Source organism: Ferdinandcohnia sp. SAFN-114 (assembly GCF_059415045.1).
Genome location: NZ_JBPFDQ010000039.1, coordinates 1 through 19,302, shown reverse-complemented (window position 1 = coordinate 19,302; position 19,302 = coordinate 1). Strand labels below are relative to the sequence as shown.

Genomic DNA, 19,302 nt, shown 5'->3' with positions numbered 1-19,302 from the left:
TGTTGCTTTTTGATCCGATTATGCAAGGGGTTATTATTGTCCATTCACTGATTTCATTGATGGTACGAGATCCTCGAAAATGCTGGCATTTTCTTCGTTAGATGTATGTTCAAGGAAGCAAATTCAACGTCCTGCGGGAATAGCGAGAAAGAAGAGACCCCGCTGCGACATAACGACTTGTCCAGTTGCAGCGGCTAGAAACTCGAGAAATTTCAACTCCTCCTTCAGAGGCAAAATACGCCTCTTTGTCGGAGTCTCCGACGCACAGGACGTGCTAGTGCCGACTTCGCCACAGGACGTGGCGCTTTAGTCGGCCAATTTTCTCGTTTCTGTGCAAGCCGCCTTCACATTTCGTTGAGGAGGCTTGTGGATCGCCCGCGGAAAGCGAGTGCCAGGAGCGGAAATCACCCTACATTTAAAAACAACAATCTGTTAGAAAAAGCCTTTTTTAAAACATCTATAGTAGGCTTACCGAGTTTTTTGTTGTTCATTTCAAACCATCCATTATATAATTCAAGTAATGGAAGAGGTGATTTGAATGAAACGAATCGATTTTTGGGGTAGAGATGAATATGATGAAAGACTTCTTGAAGAAGTACTACGTGGTGTGAAGACAGTCACCTGTACCCCAAAGGTTTGGTATGATCAATTGCCAGATGAAGAAAAAAGCGAAAAAGGCGATATCATACAAGCTTTTACGAAGCGGAATGAACATGTGGCAAACATCCAAATTACCGATTTTTATGAAATACGATTTGGTGAAATTCAAGGTGATGTGGGTAGAAGAATCGCGCAGGGCGAAAATTCCACGCTTGATGAATTTATAGAGGATCATATTTTCAGCTGGGAGAAACCACTACAAATGGATGGTTACGAACTGAATGAAGATACGGTGATAGTCGTTGAACATTTTACACTTAAGGACGTTTTTATAGATGTTAAGATAGATTTACACTTTGTCCCAATGTCCGAGGCGGAACGGTTTAAGGTCGCCAATTGGACAGATTTTGAGTTGTTTGGGATAGCTAGTGATTACTTTTATTCCGTATATAAAGAGAAAGATTTTGTGGCATTTGTTCGTTTTCGACAAAATGAAGAAATCACATTTATATACTACAAAGTAAATCCCGACTTTGAAGGGAAAGTGGACGAAAAAGAACTCTTGATTAAAGCTGAAAAGTACGCCAAAGATAACCTATTGGCAACCCAGTTGATTCATGAATGGAGCTCCATTTACACCTATCATAAATAAGAATACAAAAAGACGCTTTGCGTAATATACGCAGAGTGTCTTTTTTAGATGCCGCCAAAAAATCAATTTGACTTTCGAATACCTGTAAATGTAAAATCGTGGGACGAGGTGACTCACTTCTTGTCCTATTTAATAGATAATACAATATTGGGGCAACGAAATATGTCCATTAAGTCCAAAAGGGAGAAATGAAATGAAGCAGCTTTATATGATTTTGGTTCTAGTAGTTGTGATGGCTTTTGTTGCGCCTTTTCAAGCTTTTGCTCAAATGTCTCAACAAATTGATGCACCAACGATAAAGAGTGATTCAGTCATTTTACTAGATGCAAATACAGGTTCAATTCTATATCAGAAAAATAGTGATACGAAATTATATCCTGCAAGTTTAACGAAAATAGCAACTGCTGTTTATGCAATTGAAACAGGAAATTTAGACGATATTGTCACAGTTACTGAAAATGCCTATGAAACGGGTGGAACTCGCGTCTACCTGGAAGAAGGGGAAAAGGTTACCCTAAAACATCTTATCCAAGGGCTGCTGATTAATTCCGGCAACGATGCTGGTGTTGCAATTGCGGAGCATCTTGATGGAAGTGTGGAGAAATTTGCTAAATCCTTAAACTCATACCTGCAAACGAAAGTGGGTGTCAAACAGACCCATTTTACTAATCCACATGGTCTATTTGATGAAAATCACTATACAACTGCATATGACCTTGCTTTAATAACGAAATATGCTTTGGAAAATCCACTTTTCCGTGAGATTTTTGGAACGAAGGAATTAGCCTGGAATGGTGAAAGCTGGGATACAACTCTCTATAGCCACCATTTAATGCTTAGAGGTGAAATCCCATATGAAGGAATCACAGGTGGAAAAACAGGCTTTGTCCAGGAATCGCGATTCACTCTTTCAACTACTGCGGAAAAAGGTGAAATGTCTTTAATAGCGATTGTATTAAAAGCAGATCGAAATGAAATTGCTTATGAGGATACAATTGAGCTTTTAGATTACGGCTTTGAAAATTTTGAGATAAAAGAAGTAGCTGCAGATAAATCCTTTATCGGTGACAAAAAAGAAAGCTATCATTTGAACAAGCCACTGAAATTTAAACAAATGAAAAATGAAAAAGTTCAACTTGCGATGAACGACCAAGGTGTATTACAGGTACTTGGGGATGATGGCCGACTTCTTGCAACAAAACAGATGAAAATGGATATCCCAAAGGAAGCGTTAAATACCCGCGCTGAAATCAATCCAGCAAATATCAATCCTAAGGTTCCAGTACCAGCCATCCTAATGGTCCTGTTTTTTGGCGTTAGCCTTGTCTATCTACGAAAAACAATAAAAAACATAAAAAAGAGCACTTAATCAAAAGTGCTTTTTTTTTGTGGGACGAGGGACTTGTCCCTCTGTCCCGCAAACACAATATGCTTTTGTCCGAAGTAGTTTAGCATTGTGTAAAGTCCTGTTCCAAGCAAGACAGCTATTTCGTTTGTGTAGGGTAGTAAAATGAAACCTACTATGAATTTACTTGCTGAATAGGAAAGAAAATAGCAGCTCAGAATGACTAAAATAAATAAAGGGATGCTTCTTCCAAATGTGGCATTGCTGTTAAATGTAAAGCGTCGGTTTAAGAGATAACTGACGATCGCACCAACTGAATTTCCTAGGAAAGTTGAAAGCCAGTAAGAGAGACCTACCGCATGCAAAAATAAAAAAATACTTGATAGTCCAACAATGGTATTCATAAGTCCAACTAGGAGAAAGCGGATGAATGTGTTAGTTGGTTTCAGATAATGGGCTGTAATCAATCAAGTGTCCACCCTCTTTCGGAGCTTCTGGTTCTTCCTCAGGTATTGCTAGATTGAACGTGTCGATATCGACAACGAACTTTGGCCGACGCTTTGTTTCCTTATAGATTTTTCCGATATATTCTCCGATAAAGCCTAAAGCAATTAACTGCAATCCACCAATTAACCAAATCGAGGTAATAAGGGAAGTCCAGCCTGTCTGGGTTTGTCCACTAAATTTCAAGTAAAAAAAGTAACCCCCAAAAAATAAGCTAACAAAGAATGAAAGCAGCCCCATTAATGAAATTAAGCGAATCGGAGTTACACTAAACGATGTAATCCCATCGAGAGCAAAGGAGAGCATTTTTTGTAATGGATACTTTGTTTCCCCAGCCATTCGTTCTTTACGGTCATAGAAGACAGATGTAGATTGAAAGCCGATTAGAGGAACCACTCCTCGTAAAAATAGGTTACTTTCATCGAATTGTTCGAGCGCATCCACGGCCCGCCTGCTCAGTAAGCGGAAATCGGCATGATTATAGACAAGGTTAACACCCATGAATTTCATTAACTTGTAAAACCCTTGTGCAGAATGCTTCTTAAAGAAAGTATCAGTCTTTCGTTCTTTACGTACACCATAAACAACTTCATAGCCTTCCGAGAAGCGATGTAGAAATTGACGTATGACCTCAATATCATCCTGTAAATCGGCATCTATGGAGACGAGACAATCTGACTGACGCTTTGCGGAAAACAATCCTGCTAGTAGGGCATTTTGGTGGCCAACATTTCTGGATAACTTTAACCCTTTTATTTTATTATCTACAAGGCCTTGTTTATAAATGATTGACCATGTTTGATCCTTGCTTCCGTCATCAACAAATAAGAGTCTACTTTTTTCGGAAATTAACTTGTCCTCGATAAGATCATCCAGAAGGGCTCTAAGTTGTTTCATTGATTCAGGAAGAACTTCCTCTTCGTTATAGCAAGGGACAACAATTGTAAGTAAAGGTATGTTCATGATGAATCCCCCTTAAGAAAAGTTTGGTTATAATGTTTATTGAAACCTTGTTATTGGCAAAAATCTAAATTGAGAGGTTAAACGGTAGTAATTGGTTGATATTTAAGAGTCCTGTCCAACCAGATCAATTGTGTTATTGAAATGATTGTAAGATTGCGACACAAAGCATGTCCCCCCGTTCGCTTTGTGTTAGAATAAGCCCTTGATTGCGACACAGAGCATGTCACTCCATTCGCTTGTGTCGGAAAGAGCCCCTAATTGCGACAGTGAGTATGTCCTTCCGTTCGCCTAGTGTCGGAAAGAGCCCTTGGTTGCGACACAGAGCATGTCACGCCGTTCCCTTTGTGTCGGAATGAACCCCTGATTGCGACACAGGCAATAGCCAACCGATCCTAATAAGTCCAAATCAGCCCATGATTCCGACACAAACTTTTAATTAAAGAACACTTGTGTCCCAATACTTTCCTTGACCAATTTGCAGAAAACCCTTCTATACGGGATATTCCTTAATCAATCGAAACTCGATATAAATAAACCCTCCATGCAGATTCTGAAGAATCGAAAGTCTCTTCAAGGACTAAATGATTTTTGTCTGCGTTTTGAATAGGCAGAGATGAAATGATAAACCGACCACCCATGTCATAAAATGCTTGCATGTTTAGTTCCATTTTCTTAATCTCTTTTTTCGACGTTTTTTTAAACATATAGTGCTTGCCAAGTTCATCTAAAAAGATGTAGCACCGGCCACCCCATTCATCAAAATATTGTCGCAGTTTCTTGTCCTTTTTCAACTCCTTGGCGATAATTTCCCGAAACTGATGTTTATAAGAAAGGGGATAAAAATTATTGTATGTATCGAGTGTATAAAACCCGTTAAATTGAGCGATAGCGGGATGAAGACCGATACTGGCTACACGATAATCCTCTTGTGGCAAGCCAATATAGTCCTTGATATCCTCGAATTGTTTCTCCGCAAAAAATTGCTGAAAAGAAGGCTTGTTATTATAAACAATTTCTTCATTAAAAGAAGCCACAATTACTAGCTGTGCTGCCAAGAATAACAAACTAGCACGCTTCCATCCACTCCGGTATTCCCATAAAATTTTTAACGAAATAGCAAACAAAACATAAATAACCAAAGGCCTTAGAAAATGGTATCTTGCAAAATTAAAGGTGTCTAAAAAGTGAAATCGTTCCGTTAAAGGAACCCACCCCTTATAAAACCAAAAGGCATACCAAACGGACAATACAGCATTAAGAACATGTAAGAAAAGGAAAACTTTCTCTTGTTTCCATTTTTTCTTCATGATAACAACATTCAATGCAAGTATGGTAACTGGCAAAATAACCAAGCCATGAACACTCATTACATGGGTATGACCAAGTACATAATTTTTTAGAGATAGACGGAGAGCACGTAAAAATGATAATCGTGCATGAAAATATTCATCCCGACTATTTGGTTCATCCATAAATAAAAAGGAGTATACAAGACGATATTCAACTACCATAAAAATGAATGTGAAATAGATGAGTGCCCATAAAAAGCGAAGGTTCAAACCCTTGCCGCGGAAGCAATCGATCAGCCATAAAATCCCCATTGCGCTTATAAAAAAGAAAAATCCAAGAACAATGCTCGCATAAAAGGGAAGTAAGGTCAGTGTCAACCAGTTTACCCATGATTTCTCCCCAGCTCGGATATTTAGGAGTGCCCATAAGGCAAGTGGCATCCCGAGTGTACTCAGCATTCCAGACGGCCAAAAAGGTGTTAAGGCAAAGGCTAGTGAAACCCCAACACGAATCCAAGACCATTCATGACGAGTGAGAAAATGCTTTCTTAGTAATAAATACATGCCTAAAAACGCAAAGATTCTCGTGATAAACTGGCTCAGTCCATAGGCAATCATTGGTGGAAAAACGGCATGTAGCCATACAATTCCGCTAAATTCGGTTCCAAATGCACCTCGTTGAAGATTACCATTAATAATTTGAGGGATTGTGGCATCAACTGACCCGAGCATTTGATTGCTTTCTGAAAGAACCTTATACCATGCAAGATTCGAATCTAAGTTGTCGTGAACTCGTAGATGAGCATTCTCACCAAGGATAAAATAAGGAGATACAAAAATGACGATAAGTAGGAAGGCAGCTATGATGAGACGAAACTCACTTCGTTGTTGAGTTCTAGTTTGCGACAATGTCCTCCCTCCATTAACAAAATTTCCATTATTGGATTTCCATTTTTTATCGTATCCATAATCGGATGTAATATGAATGTGAAAAGAAAAAAGTGGGGAAGCCCCACTTTTTCACGGTTATTTACTACTGATCAACAATTAACTGGTTCCTACTTTTGCTTTTTCGAGAGCTTGAACAATATCGATTAATCCCTCGCCAAAATAAATATCTTTCCCCGCTTTACCAAGATCTAGGCTTGTTCCCTTGATCATCTCCATGATTTCTTTATTAGAAAGGTTTGGATTAATGGAGCGCATTAAGGCAGCCAGCGCAGCAACATGTGGTGCTGCCATTGAAGTTCCAGACAATGCAGCATATTGCTCATCAATATAAGTGCTCGGTATTGTCACTCCTGGTGCTGAGACATCGATATAATCTCCATAATTGGAGAATTCTGCTTTATCACCGTTTAAATCAACAGCTGCAACACTTAATACTTGTGGGTACGCAGATGGGTAGCTCGGTTGGCTTGAATTATCGTTGCCAGAAGCAGCCACCATCACAACGTCATGTCTATATGCATAATCAACTGCTTGTTTCAGCAATTTTGATCCTTGGTAATTACCAAGACTAAGATTAATTACATCAGCCCCATGATCAGTTGCCCAAATGATACCACGAGCAATGTCAAAGGTTGATCCATATCCATCTGAGCCCATTACTTTTATTGGCATAATAGGGTTAAACCACGTGACTCCTGCAGTTCCTTCGTGATTATTTGTTTGCGAAGCAATGATTCCGGCAACATGTGTACCATGCCCGTTGTCATCATCTGGGACATTATTGTCTTTTAGGATGTTGTAACCCTCCGTAATTCGGTTCACTAAGTCGGGATGATCCAAATCTACCCCTGTATCAATTATGGCTATTTTAACTTTATCTGATCCCTGTGTTATACCCCAGCCATTTTCGGAATCAATCATACGTAGATTCCATTGGAAATCGTTATAAAGGAGGTCATTTGGTGCTTGCTGATTTTGCATCATTATATAGTTAGGCTCGGCAAACTCAACGTCCTTCCTTCTATCGAAATAAGAAATCATCTCAGGTGTTTTCATGTTATTTGATTCAAAAATATAAGAAGAATCTAGTTTGCGAAGTAGCTTTCCTTCGATATCTTTTTCGATTTGATTAATTTCATCCTTCTTTAAAAGATGTTTAAAATCAACAATAACTTGGTGATGATGGTAATGGCTTTTCTCTTTGCCGTTATGGTCAATTACATCGATTTCTTCATGGTTATCTAATTGCTTTTGCACATTGTTGTACAGTTGAATGGAGTCTACATTCATCACCTGTGGGGACGTATCGATTGTTTCATTTTTTAATGGGTGGAGAGCGCTATGAGTTGAAGATGTTTTTGAATTAGCTTGATCCCCATTATTGTCAAATAATCTAAAAGAAACGAAAATCGATAACCCAACAGCAATTATTAATGCTACTATTGCAAGTCTCTTTTTATTCCACATTGATATATCACCTCAACCACACTTTTCTTGTCTAGTTCCTGGCCGCATTGGCTCTCAGGTTCATTCGAGTCTCTTCGGAAGGTAAAAGCACCTTCTGTCAGTGGCTTGTCTTATGCTTGTCGCCAATAAGCAGGCACTTGCACTTTCCTCTTAGTATCTTGCTTACAACATACTTTCATGCCTTACTTTCATTCCAATAAATTGAAAGTAAGAAGAAATAGTATGCATAATTTCCATACATTTCATGGAATAACTAACAGGAGGGAAAGAAGTAGAAATTCAAGAAACATGTTAAAAGCAAAAGGGTGATAGCAATGGCAAATTGGTTCAAAAAGGAAGATAAGAAACCAAGGTTAACGGAGGAAATATATCAAACCTTTCGAAAATCAGAAGATTTCATTTGCCAATTCAATAAACAAGCAATTCGCCCGTATTGGATTTGTTATCAACGAAATATTATTGATACAAAAACCATTAACGAACAAATACTACCTTATTTACTTTATGCGAAAGTCTATTCAATTCGAGACCTTAAAGCAATTATTCCAAATAAGGAAATTGTGATTTCAAAAAATCCTAGGGAAATTGAAGATAAGATTTTACAAGGTAGTATTATGATTCAATTTCACAAAAGTGACGGTTATTGTGCACTTGTAGATGCAGTGAAATTTGAAAAAAGATCAGTCAACTCCCCTGAAGTGGAATTTAGTGTTACTGGACCAAAAGAGGCATTTGTTGAATCACTTGATACCAATTTAAACCTAATCCGAAAGCGACTACCTGTGCCTGAATTACGGGTAAAGGAACTGACTGTTGGTAAATTATCAAAAACTAAGGTAGCAGTGGTTTATATTGAAGATATTGTTGAGAAGGAAAATGTACAAACTGTATTACAACGAATTAGCGATATTGACTTTGACCAAATAAGTGATAGCTCTTATATATCACAAATGATTGTTGATAATACGAATTCACCCTTCCCACAAATGCTTGAAACGGAACGGCCTGACAGGGTTGCGTCTGTATTAGTTGAGGGGAAGGTAGTGGTGCTTTCAGAAGGATCACCACAAGCCATCATTACTCCAACTACACTTGTTGAGTTTTTCTCATCATTTGAAGACTATTTCTTGAACTGGTACATCGCTTCCTTTGTTAGGTTACTTCGCCTTTTTTCGGTCATCTTTTCAATATTAATAACGCCGATTTATGTCGCTGTACTAACATATCATCATGAATTAATTCCTAGGGATCTACTGGCCACTTTAGTTATCTCAAGGCGTGAAGTTCCTTTGCCACCGATTCTAGAGGCATTGTTTTTAGAAATCGTCATAGAACTCCTTCGGGAAGCAGGAGCAAGGCTTCCTGCAAAAGTTGGTCAAACAATCGGTATCGTGGGCGGTATCGTTATAGGAACTGCTTCTGTTGAAGCAGGTCTTACGAGTAATGTATTGTTGATTATGGTTGCACTGGCTGCATTAGCATCTTTTACAACACCCGTTTATACGATGGGTAATACAATTCGTATCATTCGTTTTCCATTTCTTATCTTCTCTCAGTTATGGGGATTAATCGGAATTGTTCTATGTTTTTGTTTTCTATTAGCCCATTTAATACGATTAACATCTTTAGGTCGGCCATTCTTAGAACCAATTTACCCACTACGTGTTGGAGATTTAAAGGATGCATTTATTCGGCTACCATATTCTCAGCTTGCAAAACGTCCGGGTTATTTACGTCCGGAAGATAAAAAACGTTTTAATCAAAAGAAAGCAGAAACAAAAAAAGATATTGATGAATAGCTTCACCGTATTCATGCGTATTTGATTCCAAGGAGTTGCAACGATGGAAAGGATCAAAGAATCATTTTTAGTTTCTCCTATTTTTGTCTTTTTCTTAATTCATTCCATGCAAGTAGGGGTAGGAATGCTCGGTTTCCAACGGATCATAGCGAAATCAGCAGGGTATGACAGTTGGATCTCCGTCATACTAGCCGGGGTGGCTGTACACATCATTGTATGGATTATTTATAAAATCTTAGATTATTCAGGGGGAGACGTTGTTGATGTTCATAAAGAGATTTTTGGAAAGTGGATAGGGGGCCTTCTTAGCCTATTATTTATTCTCTACCTTATGGCATTAGCGGTAACCGTTTTACGAAGTTATATTGAGGTCATTCAGGTATGGATGTTCCCAGAATTCAATAGTTGGGTTTTTGGTTTTTTCACTATTGTGCTAGCGTACTATATTATCTTAGGTGGTTTTAGAACGGTAACGGGCATTAGTTTTTTTAGTATTGTCCTCCCATTATATATACTTCTTTTAGTTTTCTTTCCTTTGGATTATGGCCATGTGCGCAATTTGTTACCAATTATGAATCATTCGGTAACAGAAATTGCAAGAGGAACAAAGGATATGTCCCTAAGCATCATGGGTTTTGAAGCGCTTTTGCTATTTTATCCATTTATTAAAAATCCGCCAAAGTCCCAAAAATGGGCCCACCTAGGTGTCTTAGCAACAACGAGTTTATATCTAATTGCTAGCGTTACAGCAACCATGTATTTTAGCGCTGACCAAATAGATAAAATAATCTGGGCAACTCTAACCATGTTTAAAAGTATCAACATGCCGTTCGTAGAGCGATTTGAGTATGTTGGAATCGCATCATGGTTTCTTGTAATCCTACCCAATATTTGTATTGCATTGTGGGGAGCTGGCAGAGGAATCAAAAAAGTATTTTCGGTGCAACAACGAAAATCGTTACTTTGGATTTTACCAATCGTATTAGTTGCTAGCAGTCTTATTAAATCTCGTCAACAAATAGACATGCTCAGTGGATATATGGCAAATTTTGGACTTTATTATATTTTTGCTTATATTCCAATCCTCTTCATAATTACACTAGTTGTTCGTAAAATGAGGGAGAAAAAATGAAAAAAGTACTTACAGGAATTGCGCTCTGTACCATTACATTAATAACAATCTTATATGGAAGAATATCTGAAGAAATAATAGACGAAATTAATATGGTGGCAGCAGTTGGATTTGATAGAGCTGAGGGTCAAAAAATTAAAGGTACGGCTGTTATCCCTGTTTTTAAAGCAGACAAAAGCATCGACAATGCTAGCTTCACTGGGGAATCAGTGTTAGCCAAAGAAATTATTAATGTGCTACAAAAAAAGTCAGCGGATCCATTAGTGACAGGTGCTGTCCGCGTTGTTTTGTATGAAAATGAGCTTGCAAAAAACGGAATACTACGATATATTGACGCCCTTCAACGTGATGCAAGCATCGGATCGAAAATCAATCTAGCGATTGTTGAAGGAAAGACAAGTGACGTATTAGAAAAGAGTTTAGGAAACAGGGGAACTGGGGAATATTTATCAATCATGTTACAACATAATATCGAGAAACGAGATTTACCTAGGTCTGATCTTCATACTTTTATGTATAGACATTATATGGAGGGTATGGATCCCTATCTCCCAACTATGAAACTGCTTTCTAATAAGATGGAGATAACAGGGCTTGGACTGTTTCAGCATGGTAAAATGGTGGCTAAAATCGATGAGCCTGATTTGTTCTTTTTTAAGGCGCTGGTCGAAGATTATGGTGAAGGTGCATATACTATACGATTAAAAGGTACAGATGAGTATGCATCTATCAGGCGCATTAAATCAAAAAGAAAAATAAAGATCGAGGAAATAAATGGGGAGCCAAAGGTAAACATTACCATTAAATTTCAAGGGATATTGAGTGAATTTTCTGGACAAACAACAAATCCCAAATTGATTCAAAAGATAGTAGAAGAACTCGAAGGCACAATAAAAGATAAATCCGAAGCAATGTTAAAAGATTTTCAAGAAAAAAATATTGACCCAGTTGGGATTGGATATATGGCTAGACACTCAACTCGTGGTTTAGACTTTGAAAAATGGGAACTAAATTACCCAAATATAAATATAGAGGTTCATTCAGAGGTAACGATTACTGAGACTGGTATTACGCAATAAATTTGTGACAAAGAGCTTCTTTTATAGCAACCAGTTTTCGGTAGTGTATGATATACTTACTAGTAAATAGTGGCAAAGATAAAGGTAATAGGAGTGTCTTATTTGAAATATTTTATTATAACTGGGACATCTAGGGGATTAGGAGAATCCATTGTTAAGCAGATCTTGGACAAGGATCATACTTTATTTTGTATCTCTAGAAAGCAAAATAATGAGTTAAAAGAATTAGCGTTTGAAAAGGGCATCAATCTTTATTATTTTTCTTGTGACCTCCAAAAGAGTGAAGAAATCGAAAAAGTGATGGAGCGAATTTTTTCATCTATTGACTTCTCAAATGCTGAAGGAATTTACTTAGTAAACAATGCTGGTATGATTGATCCAATTAAACCAATTGGAAAGGCAAGTCCAAAAGAACTAACCGCAAATATGCATGTGAATCTGTTGGCACCAATGTTGTTAAGTTCATACTTCATTCGCCATACGGCATCGTTTTCAACTAAAAAGGTAATTGTGAATATTTCTTCAGGTGCTGCAAACCGGGCTAGACATGGATGGACTGCATACTCTTCATCAAAAGCAGGAATCGATATGTTCACAAAATCAGTTGGCTTTGAGCAGGAAACCACTGAAAATCCAGTAACTATGATCTCATTCTCACCAGGCGTTATGGATACAGAGATGCAGGAGATAATCAGAAAGACAAACAAAGAGGACTTTATTGAGGTTGACCAATTCATCGAATATAATGAAAAAGGGATGCTACGATCACCAGACTTTATTGCAGGTGTTATCCTAGACCTCATTGTTAACCAAGAATTAATCAATGGTCATATCTATGATATAAAATCATTTTTATAAGAGGACTCCTACCTTCCTGAGTGAATTTCAGGGGGGATTTTTTTGTCGTGATAGACGATTTTACTGGCTAGAATTATAATGGGGAAAGGGGAGGAGAGATATGATGAAACATGTAAGAGTAGGAGTAGTTGGCCTTGGTGCAATTGGAGAAAGATTAATCCAGGGTTTTAATGCGAACAAACATACAACAGTAACAGCAGTCGTTGATAAGGAAAAAGAACGAGCTGTAGAAATGGCTGAAAAATCAGGTGATATCAATTGGTATGATAACCACAACGATATGCTAGTTAATGAGGATTTGGACCTTGTCTATGTAGCGGTCCCGCCTAAATATCACCATGCTGTTACAATGGATGTCATTGAAAAAGGAATACATATCTTATGTGAGAAGCCTCTAGCAAATTCAGTTGAAGAGGCGAGGGAAATGTTAGAAAAAGCAGAGCAAGAAGGAATCATTCATGCTATGAATTTCCCGCTAAATTATAGCAACCCTGCTAATAGCTTTGATCGGTTGATTAAGGAAGGGTACATAGGTAAATTAAGAAAGCTTGAACTTTCAATGAATTTTCCAAACTGGCCACGTTTATGGCAACAGAATGATTGGGTTGCAGGTCGAGAACAAGGTGGATTTGTACTGGAGGTAGGGGTTCATTTTATTCAATTAACCCAACGAATTTTTGGTTCAATTACTTATCAAAATAGTATATTGGAACTTCCTGAAGATAAGACAAAGTGTGAAACAGGGATCATTGCTTCATTAGAACTAGAGGGTGGTACCCCATTTTTAATAAATGGAATCAGCCAAATTGCTGGAGCTGAACGAATCTCTTATACTGCATATGGTACAGAAGGAACACTAAAACTAATAGATTGGGCAAAGCTTGAGGGCGGCAAGCTAGGAGAAGAAATTCAACAGATTGAGATTGAAACGACTGAAACAGCCACACTCATTGACAATCTCTTTTCCGCTATTGAAGGTAAAGAAAACCGACTCTATACCTTTAAGGATGGATATGAGGCGCAAGTTATTTTAGAAAAGCTAAGACATAACTAAAAGAAAAGCTCCCGCCAAAAAGGTGGGAGCTTTTCTAATGTCCAGTTCCAGCGCCTAGCGCCTATCTGGTCTAGCCAATCCAAAAGAATGATAAAATGCATCCTTCTCGCTGTCTTTTGTTATGCTGGTCGGACTAACACAGGAAGTGCTGACATTGACGTTTGCCACAGGACGTGGCAGCAGTTAGTCAATGTTCCGCATTCAAGGCACTTACACTTTGTGTTTTTACTTTGCTAAGTATTTTTCAATGTCATCTAGCATGAGGTTTGCTGCTAGAACGCCACCTGCAGTATTCCAAATAGGGTCACTTACTTTGTGCACTTTGCCTTCCTTCACGGCATTTAAACCTTGCCATAACGGATTGTTAATCCAGTCTTCCTCGACCTTTGTAGCTTCCCCATTACCGGTTTCGTATGTGAAATAAAAGATTTCATCAGCATCCATTAATGGGATTTTTTCTTGGTCCACTTCTCTTGCAAACTGATCTTCAGGATTTTCAGCAAATAAATCAACCTGATGCTGTGGACGTTTCAAGCCTAATTGTTCGAAAATCACACCTGAAAAGGAATCAGTATAATAAATCCGTGTTCTTCCTTCCATAAAGCGTACGACTGACACTTCAGCATCGGTATTGATATTTTCTTTAACCTGATTTAAATGGTCTTCAAATTCAGCAAGGACTTTTTTACCTTCTTCTTCTTTATTGATGGCTTTTGAGTAAAGGGTAAAGTTCTTTTGCCAATCTCCACGTAAATCCTCAGCAAAAACAGTTGGAGCAATCGCTTTTAGTTGCTCATAAATATTTTCCTGGCGCATTTTATTACCGATAATTAAATCTGGCTCTAGTGCAGCAATAGCTTCGATATTTACATTGCTTTCTTCACCGACAACCTCGACACCTTCCATTTGGTCCTCGATATGGTCGTACCATGGGTCGCCAATCCAAGAACGAACAGCGCCAACTGGTTTAACTCCCATTGCTAATAGGGCTTCTGTCCCTTCGTTTGTTAAAATGACAATTCTTTCAGGATTTTTGCTGATTGGAGTTGTACCCATGGCATGTTCAACCGTGTATGTATTAGCTCCCTCAGTTTCGTTATTGCCTTTGTCTGTATTATCTGCTTCACCACAAGCAGCTAAAAGAAGTGATAATACAGCCAATGTTAGGAATCCTAGATAAGCTTTCTTTCTAAAGTTCATTATGTACCCTCCTATTAATTGATAATGATTTTCAATTATTCACTTATGATGATAAAATGAATTAAATCTTTAGTCAATATAAAATTGAGAATGGTTTTCATCCCATTGACAATCATTCTCAATTCAAATAGACTAAAAGAGAACTAACTTACTAATTTCGCTTTCTTATTAAGATGAATAAGAAGACATATGAATAGTAAAGCCTAACAAAAAACGACCTAATATATAACATAAACATGTTTAACTAAAGTCATACATGACTTTTTCACAACGTCTAGCCCAAGAAGCCATCGGCTCGAGGCCATAAGTCAATCGCTTCATAAGGTTGGGGTCGTCTTATGCTTGTCGCCTAATACTGTGCACCTTGCGCTTTTCTAATCATTCAAGGAGTCTTACTATAATGGTTTTGAAATCAAATCAAGCTAAATCTGCAGGCCTTATAATCGGAATTTTACTATTACTTTTTTCAATGTGTGCAAGTATTGTGTATGGATATACCGATACATCTTGGAAAATGGCCTATCAAACATTCACGGCATTTGATGGTTCAAATGAACATATTATCATTGAAACAATTCGCTTACCTCGCGCACTTATTGCTACAGCTGTAGGAGCAAGTTTAGGAATAGCAGGGGCACTCATGCAAGCTTTAACGAAAAATCCATTGGCATCACCAGGTATCTTCGGCGTAAATGCAGGAGCGGGATTTTTTTTAGTAGCAGGTGTCTCAATATTCTCGATAAACTCCTTACAAGCATTTACTTGGGTTGCTTTTTTAGGAGCAGCGATTGCTGCGTTTATCGTTTATTTTATTGGTTCACTAGGTAGAGAAGGCCTTACTCCAATGAAGTTAACATTAGCAGGTGCTGCAATGGCTGCGATGTTCTCATCCTTTACACAAGGATTACTAGTTATTGATGAAATGGCATTAGATCAAGTATTATTTTGGCTTGCGGGCTCTATTCAAGGACGAAAGCTTGAAATGTTAACGAGTGTTCTTCCTTATTTAGCAGTGGCATGGGTAGCATCCCTTTTATTAGCCAATAAAATCAACGTTCTTACAATGGGAGAGGATGTTGCAAAAGGCTTAGGACAGCGAACTGGAACTGTCAAGCTATTAACAGCCTTTACGATTATTCTACTAGCTGGTGGTGCAGTGGCAGTTGCCGGACCAATTGGATTTATTGGGATAGTTATTCCACACCTTGCTAGGAGTTTAGTTGGAATTGATCATCGATGGATCCTGCCATACTGCGGAATCCTTGGTGGTGTTTTACTTCTACTGGCTGATATAGCTGCCAGATATATTGTCATGCCAGAAGAGGTGCCAGTCGGTGTTATGACAGCTTTAATTGGAACACCTTTCTTTATTTATGTGGCAAGAAAGGGGTTTCATAAAGCGTGAATAAATATCGATCCATTCGATTTGGAAAAAAGGGAAACATCTCTTATCTAATCGATCATAAATCACTAATAACGGTATTCGTTCTAATAGTAATAACAATTATTTTATTTTTAGTCAGTACAGGGTTAGGTGAAATGAAGATAGACCCCGTTACTGTTGTAAAAACATTGTTTGGATATGGCTCAAAAATGGAACAGTTGGTTGTCACATCCTTTCGTTTACCAAGGATTATCATTGCATTCTTAGTGGGAATGGCCCTTGCAGCTGCTGGGAGTATTCTACAAGGAATTATTCGAAACCCATTAGCCTCACCAGATATTTTAGGAATTACAGGTGGTGCGTCTGTTGCCGTCGTTGCCTTCTTAACCATTTTTTCTAATTCCAGTAATGCACTAACCGTCAGTATAAAATGGATGCCTGTGGCTGCATTTATTGGTGCAACTGTTGTCGCATTTTTGGTCTATGTGTTGGCTTGGAAGAATGGTGTTTCGCCCATACGCCTTGTGCTGATCGGAATTGGTGTTTCTGCACTCACACAAGCATTGACAACAACACTTATGGTAATGGGACCAATCTATCAAGCTAGCCAGGCGAATATTTGGATTACAGGTACTGTTAATGGGTCAACATGGGCAAATGTACAAATACTTAGTCCTGTTGTCATTATTTTATTGATTATCTGCTTCATGCTTGCACGACACCTAAACATTCAAGAACTAGGTGAAGAGTTAGCAACCGGAGTGGGAAGTGCGGTACAAAAACATAGATTTCTTTTATTGTTAGTAAGTACTGCATTAACAGGTAGTGCAGTTGCGTTTGCCGGAGGGATTGGTTTCGTTGGATTAATGGCACCACATATGGCACGGAGATTAGTCGGTTCAGCATTTGGAGCATTGCTCCCCACAGCTGCCCTTTTAGGGGGGATTCTTGTCATGCTAGCGGATTTAATTGGTAGAACTGCTTTCTCTCCAACCGAAGTACCAGCAGGCGTGTTTACCGCTGCCATCGGAGCACCTTATTTTATCTACTTGCTATACAAGACTCGGAACAGCTAGAAAAAGTAAAAGGGGGCGTTTGGGATGAATGCACTTGAAACGGAAAGCTTAACACTATCGTACGGAGATTCCATTATCATAGAAGACTTGCATCTTGAAATTCCAAAAGGGGAGATCACCGTTTTCATTGGTGGAAATGGATGTGGTAAATCAACCTTGTTACGTTCTTTAGCAAGATTACTAAAACCAAAACATGGGGCTGTTCTCCTTGAAGGGGAAAGAATCGCTAAGCTTCCGACAAAAGAAATAGCTAGAAAGCTTGCCATCCTTCCCCAAGGACCAACTGCACCAGAAGGATTAACCGTCCTCCAGTTAGTAAAACAAGGTCGTTATCCATACCAAAATTGGCTTAAGCAATGGACAGAAGAAGATGAAAGAATGGTTAATCACGCACTAGAAGCTACCAATATGCAGGATTTCGCAGAACGCACGGTCGACTCTCTCTCGGGTGGTCAACGTCAACGTGCTTGGATTGCAATGACACTTGCACAGGAAACCGATATTATCCTACTTGATGAACCAACAACATATCTCGATATGACACACCAAATCGAAATTTTAGACCTGTTATTTGAACTTAATGAAACAGAACAACGAACTATCATCATGGTATTGCATGATTTGAATTTAGCATGCCGCTATGCCCATCATATTGTCGCGATTAAAAACAAACAAATTTATGGACAGGGCAAGCCTGAATTTGTTGTCAATAAGAGTCTGGTCAAAGATGTGTTTGGCATGGATTGTGATGTTGCCACTGATCCATTGTTTGGAACGCCTCTATGCATTCCTCACGGCAAAGGAAGACGTATACTAAAAAAGGTAGGAGTTTAATATGTCAAACCTCCTTTTGGAAACAGAAATCGAACAATTAAAGGAATTTCGTTTTAGTAGTCAACAATTTCGATCAAACCTATCAAGTCCTGTGATAGAGCTTTTAAAGGAAGAGAAGATTAAACAATATTTGGAGAATGTCCAGCAGAAGATATCTGCGCCAGATAAGCGAGTAGCGGCATCCATGTTCATGAAACGTTATGGATTTTTTGCTGTCCTGAATTTGTATGCAATGACAGTTTTTAATAAGCGATTAGATGTTTCATTGACTAATATTTCATTAGAGACAAGTAATGAAGAGGAAATCTGGTATTGGAATCCGAAGTTCTACTTTTTTAACCTGCATACTGTATCTGGTCCTTCTGAATCTAGAGAGCAATGGCGTAACGAAACAATTCGGGCTATTTTTCATGAGAATATCCATAAAGTCTTAATTGCTCTTTCTGAGTATTCCGGCCTCTCGAAAAAAGTACTTTGGGAAAATATCGCGATTTATGTGTATTGGCTCTATGAATCTGTACTAGCAAAACCGAAGTTTGATGAAAAACGAGAGACAATTGGGGATGATTTTAAGTATCTTGTAAAGTATGCGGAAGGGGAACTATTTGGTCCAGTAGATTTTAACCCATTGTCACGATACTACGGTATAAAGGTGTATCGTCCAGAATACGAACAGAACATTCGAACAAGAACAACATGTTGTCTTTACTATAAAACCAAAAGTACCGGAGACCGTTGCAAAACATGTCCCCTAAACTGCAAAATAGGAGTTAATAAAAATGGATCAAAAAATAGAAGAACAAGTTGATGGATTACTAGAAAAATACACAGAGCTTTTACTTGGAGAAAGTTCCCCAGAACTAAAGGAAAAAGTAAAGCTATGGTCCTTATACATGCATATTTCAAAGTCAATGCCGCCTCTTGCAAAGCACTGGAACGAAACCTACCCAGATGCAAAAGAAGGCATTAAGGAAATCATCGCTGAAATCAAAAAACTAAATGAAGAACACCGCTTAAAAAATAAATAAGAGATGAGGCATGAACTGACCTAGCCAAATGAGACATATATAAAACACCTATCCATATTAAATTTAACACTTTTTCATTAATTTGAT

17 protein-coding genes are annotated in these 19,302 nt (G+C 38.3%); 12 read left to right on the top strand and 5 right to left on the bottom strand.

What is annotated here, in order from left to right; all coding sequences use genetic code 11:
* The first annotated feature begins 538 nt into the window (after nucleotides 1-538).
* Both ACR65M_RS13805 and ACR65M_RS13800 read left to right on the top strand, forming a co-directional pair.
* Entirely contained in the window at nucleotides 539-1,252 is a 714-nt protein-coding gene (locus tag ACR65M_RS13805; RefSeq protein WP_440273601.1) for an ASCH domain-containing protein, read from the top strand.
* Nucleotides 1,253-1,445: 193 nt separating this feature from the next.
* Entirely contained in the window at nucleotides 1,446-2,621 is a 1,176-nt protein-coding gene (locus ACR65M_RS13800) for a D-alanyl-D-alanine carboxypeptidase family protein (RefSeq protein ID WP_440273600.1), read from the top strand.
* Here the strand turns inward: ACR65M_RS13800 and ACR65M_RS13795 are convergent.
* The 4 genes from ACR65M_RS13795 to ACR65M_RS13780 all read right to left on the bottom strand — a co-directional run bounded on the left by ACR65M_RS13795 (nucleotide 2,618) and on the right by ACR65M_RS13780 (nucleotide 7,771).
* On the bottom strand, nucleotides 2,618-3,064 hold the full coding sequence (locus tag ACR65M_RS13795) for a GtrA family protein (RefSeq protein WP_341330465.1): 447 nt from the start codon (nucleotides 3,062-3,064) through the stop codon (nucleotides 2,618-2,620). The two genes, ACR65M_RS13800 and ACR65M_RS13795, sit on opposite strands and share 4 nt — an antisense overlap.
* Nucleotides 3,033-4,064 carry a glycosyltransferase family 2 protein gene (locus ACR65M_RS13790; RefSeq protein WP_341330466.1) on the bottom strand — a complete coding sequence of 344 codons (1,032 nt, stop codon included), beginning with the start codon at nucleotides 4,062-4,064 and terminating at the stop codon, nucleotides 3,033-3,035. Before ACR65M_RS13790 ends, ACR65M_RS13795 begins: the two co-directional genes overlap by 32 nt.
* Before the next feature lie 506 nt (nucleotides 4,065-4,570).
* Nucleotides 4,571-6,262: a DUF6044 family protein gene (locus ACR65M_RS13785; RefSeq protein WP_440273599.1), complete on the bottom strand. Its 1,692-nt coding sequence runs from the start codon at nucleotides 6,260-6,262 to the stop codon at nucleotides 4,571-4,573.
* A gap of 138 nt (nucleotides 6,263-6,400) precedes the next feature.
* Entirely contained in the window at nucleotides 6,401-7,771 is a 1,371-nt protein-coding gene (locus ACR65M_RS13780; protein WP_341330468.1) for a S8 family peptidase, read from the bottom strand.
* 314 nt (nucleotides 7,772-8,085) lie between these two features.
* Here ACR65M_RS13780 and ACR65M_RS13775 point away from each other — a divergent pair, with 314 nt between their 5' ends.
* The 5 genes from ACR65M_RS13775 (at nucleotide 8,086) to ACR65M_RS13755 (ending at nucleotide 13,693) form a co-directional block, all read left to right on the top strand.
* Nucleotides 8,086-9,570 (top strand): spore germination protein, encoded by a 1,485-nt coding sequence (locus ACR65M_RS13775; RefSeq protein WP_341330469.1) that lies wholly within the window; start codon nucleotides 8,086-8,088, stop codon nucleotides 9,568-9,570.
* A 43-nt stretch (nucleotides 9,571-9,613) separates the two neighbouring features.
* Nucleotides 9,614-10,702, top strand: coding sequence for a GerAB/ArcD/ProY family transporter (locus ACR65M_RS13770; RefSeq protein ID WP_341330470.1), 1,089 nt, complete (start codon nucleotides 9,614-9,616; stop codon nucleotides 10,700-10,702).
* The gene (locus ACR65M_RS13765; protein ID WP_440273598.1) at nucleotides 10,699-11,781 is read left to right on the top strand and encodes a Ger(x)C family spore germination protein; all 1,083 of its coding nucleotides are present in this window, start codon (nucleotides 10,699-10,701) and stop codon (nucleotides 11,779-11,781) included. The genes ACR65M_RS13770 and ACR65M_RS13765 overlap by 4 nt, the downstream gene beginning before the upstream one ends.
* Nucleotides 11,782-11,883: 102 nt before the next feature.
* The gene (locus ACR65M_RS13760) at nucleotides 11,884-12,639 is read left to right on the top strand and encodes a (S)-benzoin forming benzil reductase (RefSeq protein ID WP_341330472.1); all 756 of its coding nucleotides are present in this window, start codon (nucleotides 11,884-11,886) and stop codon (nucleotides 12,637-12,639) included.
* A 103-nt stretch (nucleotides 12,640-12,742) separates the two neighbouring features.
* A complete protein-coding gene (locus ACR65M_RS13755; RefSeq protein WP_440273597.1) occupies nucleotides 12,743-13,693 on the top strand; it encodes a Gfo/Idh/MocA family protein in 951 nt (316 codons plus the stop codon).
* Between the two features lie 225 nt (nucleotides 13,694-13,918).
* Here the strand turns inward: ACR65M_RS13755 and ACR65M_RS13750 are convergent, their stop codons facing one another.
* The gene (locus ACR65M_RS13750; RefSeq protein ID WP_440273596.1) at nucleotides 13,919-14,893 is read right to left on the bottom strand and encodes an ABC transporter substrate-binding protein; all 975 of its coding nucleotides are present in this window, start codon (nucleotides 14,891-14,893) and stop codon (nucleotides 13,919-13,921) included.
* A gap of 400 nt (nucleotides 14,894-15,293) precedes the next feature.
* On the opposite strand from ACR65M_RS13750, the gene ACR65M_RS13745 reads away from it, so the two are divergent.
* The 5 genes from ACR65M_RS13745 to ACR65M_RS13725 are packed head-to-tail and all read left to right on the top strand — an operon-like array spanning nucleotide 15,294 to nucleotide 19,215.
* Entirely contained in the window at nucleotides 15,294-16,298 is a 1,005-nt protein-coding gene (locus ACR65M_RS13745) for a FecCD family ABC transporter permease (RefSeq protein WP_341330475.1), read from the top strand.
* On the top strand, nucleotides 16,295-17,353 hold the full coding sequence (locus ACR65M_RS13740) for a FecCD family ABC transporter permease (RefSeq protein ID WP_341330476.1): 1,059 nt from the start codon (nucleotides 16,295-16,297) through the stop codon (nucleotides 17,351-17,353). Before ACR65M_RS13745 ends, ACR65M_RS13740 begins: the two co-directional genes overlap by 4 nt.
* 24 nt (nucleotides 17,354-17,377) lie before the next feature.
* Nucleotides 17,378-18,187, top strand: a complete 810-nt coding sequence (locus ACR65M_RS13735) for an ABC transporter ATP-binding protein (protein WP_121446238.1) — start codon at nucleotides 17,378-17,380, stop codon at nucleotides 18,185-18,187.
* 1 nt (nucleotide 18,188) lies between these two features.
* Nucleotides 18,189-18,995, top strand: coding sequence for an IucA/IucC family C-terminal-domain containing protein (locus ACR65M_RS13730; protein WP_440273595.1), 807 nt, complete (start codon nucleotides 18,189-18,191; stop codon nucleotides 18,993-18,995).
* The gene (locus ACR65M_RS13725) at nucleotides 18,967-19,215 is read left to right on the top strand and encodes a DUF2573 family protein (RefSeq protein WP_121446237.1); all 249 of its coding nucleotides are present in this window, start codon (nucleotides 18,967-18,969) and stop codon (nucleotides 19,213-19,215) included. Before ACR65M_RS13730 ends, ACR65M_RS13725 begins: the two co-directional genes overlap by 29 nt.
* Nucleotides 19,216-19,302 lie beyond the last annotated feature (87 nt).

Coding starts and splice junctions, on each gene's coding strand:
- ACR65M_RS13805 (WP_440273601.1), top strand. CDS start 539: ATGAAACGAATCGATTTTTGGGGTAGAGATGAATATGATGAAAGACTT.
- ACR65M_RS13800 (WP_440273600.1), top strand. CDS start 1,446: ATGAAGCAGCTTTATATGATTTTGGTTCTAGTAGTTGTGATGGCTTTT.
- ACR65M_RS13790 (WP_341330466.1), bottom strand. CDS start 4,064: ATGAACATACCTTTACTTACAATTGTTGTCCCTTGCTATAACGAAGAG.
- ACR65M_RS13780 (WP_341330468.1), bottom strand. CDS start 7,771: ATGTGGAATAAAAAGAGACTTGCAATAGTAGCATTAATAATTGCTGTT.
- ACR65M_RS13775 (WP_341330469.1), top strand. CDS start 8,086: ATGGCAAATTGGTTCAAAAAGGAAGATAAGAAACCAAGGTTAACGGAG.
- ACR65M_RS13770 (WP_341330470.1), top strand. CDS start 9,614: ATGGAAAGGATCAAAGAATCATTTTTAGTTTCTCCTATTTTTGTCTTT.
- ACR65M_RS13765 (WP_440273598.1), top strand. CDS start 10,699: ATGAAAAAAGTACTTACAGGAATTGCGCTCTGTACCATTACATTAATA.
- ACR65M_RS13755 (WP_440273597.1), top strand. CDS start 12,743: ATGAAACATGTAAGAGTAGGAGTAGTTGGCCTTGGTGCAATTGGAGAA.
- ACR65M_RS13750 (WP_440273596.1), bottom strand. CDS start 14,893: ATGAACTTTAGAAAGAAAGCTTATCTAGGATTCCTAACATTGGCTGTA.
- ACR65M_RS13745 (WP_341330475.1), top strand. CDS start 15,294: ATGGTTTTGAAATCAAATCAAGCTAAATCTGCAGGCCTTATAATCGGA.
- ACR65M_RS13735 (WP_121446238.1), top strand. CDS start 17,378: ATGAATGCACTTGAAACGGAAAGCTTAACACTATCGTACGGAGATTCC.
- ACR65M_RS13730 (WP_440273595.1), top strand. CDS start 18,189: ATGTCAAACCTCCTTTTGGAAACAGAAATCGAACAATTAAAGGAATTT.
- ACR65M_RS13725 (WP_121446237.1), top strand. CDS start 18,967: ATGGATCAAAAAATAGAAGAACAAGTTGATGGATTACTAGAAAAATAC.